1 protein-coding gene is annotated in these 1,099 nt (G+C 68.9%); it reads right to left on the reverse strand.

All coding sequences use genetic code 11. From position 1 onward, the window contains the following. Positions 1 to 9 precede the first annotated feature (9 nt). A partial coding sequence (locus tag ACDELDRAFT_RS22860) for a class I adenylate-forming enzyme family protein (protein WP_040330820.1) occupies positions 10 to 1,099 on the reverse strand: 1,090 nt, incomplete at its 5' end.

Raw genomic sequence — 1,099 nt, forward strand, 5'->3', positions numbered from 1 at the left:
GGGGGGGTGTCACTCATCCTTCAACATGCGCCGCAGCACCTTGCCCGCCCCCGTGGCGGGGAGCTGGGCGATGAAGCGCACCTCGCGCGGCGCCTTGTAGGGCGCCATGTTCTCGCGGCACCAGGCGACGAGCGCGGCGGCTTCCACCTCCTGCCCTGGCTTCTTGACAATGAAGGCGCGCACCACCTCGCCCTTCTCGGCGTCGGGCACGCCGATGACGGCGGCCTGGGCCACGGCGGGGTGCTTGATGAGGATGGTCTCGACCTCTTCGGGGAACACGCTGTAGCCCGAGACCTTGATCATTTCCTTGAAGCGGCCGATGAAAGTGAGGTAGCCGTCTTCGTCGATCTCGCCCATGTCGCCGGTGAACACCCAGCCGTTCTTCAGCGTCTTGGCCGTGGCCTCGGGCTTGTTCCAGTAGCCCTTGAAGTTGCCGGGGCCCTGGATGGTGATCTCGCCCACGGTGCCAACCGGCAGCGGCGCGCCGGTGTCGGGGTCGACGATGCGGATCTGGTTGCCCGGCACGGGCTTGCCCTGCGTGCCCCAGCGGATGGCATCCACCGGCATGGCGGTGTCCACCGTGTGCGTCTCACTCAGGCCGTAGGCCGCCTCGTGCGAGACGCAGTTGGGCGCGAACTGGCGCCACTGCTGCGCCAACTGCTCGGTGAAGGTGATGCCGAAACTCGTCACCGGGTTGCGGCGCAGCGCGCTCCAGTCCATCTCGCGCGCGCCGGGCACCTGCATCAGCGCGCCATTCATCGGCGCGATGCTGTACCACCAGGTGATGCGGTGGCGCTCCAGCGCCTGGGCCACGCCCAGGGGGTCGAAGCGGTAGAGCAGCACGCAGGTGGCGCCGGTGTAGACCGGCAGGTTCACGCCCATCACCATGCCGGCGATGTGGTACAGCGGCGCCACGGCCAGCAGCACCTCGCCGGCCGACATGCCGTTGCAGTCGGCCGAGGCCGCCGTTTTGAAGCGCGCGTTCTCGTAGCTCAGCATGGCACCCTTGGGCAGCCCGGTGGTGCCCGAGGTGTAGGTCATGAGCGCCACGTCGTCCATGGACAGCTCCACGGCCGCGGGCTGGCCGCCCGCGCGCACG

Origin of the sequence: Acidovorax delafieldii 2AN, assembly GCF_000175235.1 — a bacterium.
Taxonomy (GTDB): domain Bacteria; phylum Pseudomonadota; class Gammaproteobacteria; order Burkholderiales; family Burkholderiaceae_C; genus Acidovorax; species Acidovorax delafieldii_B.